Genomic DNA, 255 nt, shown 5'->3' with positions numbered 1-255 from the left:
GCTCCCCGAAGCATATCGGTGTTAGTACCGTCCTTCATCGGCTCCTAGTGCCAAGGCATCCACCGTGCGCCCTTTCTAACTTAACCAAAAAATGGTTGATCAGCGTCGCGCTTCTTCGTCCGCTCGTGTCGTCATCTCCTCACGCACTGAAAAGTGCGCTCCGGGATTCCTCCACTCACGTCCTCGAATCGCTCGCTGCTGAACCATTTTTAAGAGAAACTCTTAAAAATGACTCATTGGATTTTCATTTGAAAA

1 rRNA gene is annotated in these 255 nt (G+C 49.4%); it reads right to left on the bottom strand.

The features are described 5' to 3' along the window. Positions 1–86: ribosomal RNA gene (locus ACQCT8_RS19090) — 23S ribosomal RNA — on the bottom strand; the annotation flags it as partial. Between the last annotated feature and the right edge of the window lie 169 nt (positions 87–255).

This window comes from Jeotgalibacillus proteolyticus (assembly GCF_050107735.1).
GTDB lineage: Bacteria > Bacillota > Bacilli > Bacillales > Jeotgalibacillaceae > Jeotgalibacillus > Jeotgalibacillus proteolyticus_A.
Note: the sequence above shows the minus strand (reverse complement) of the source record. Positions and strands in the feature narration are given on the sequence as shown.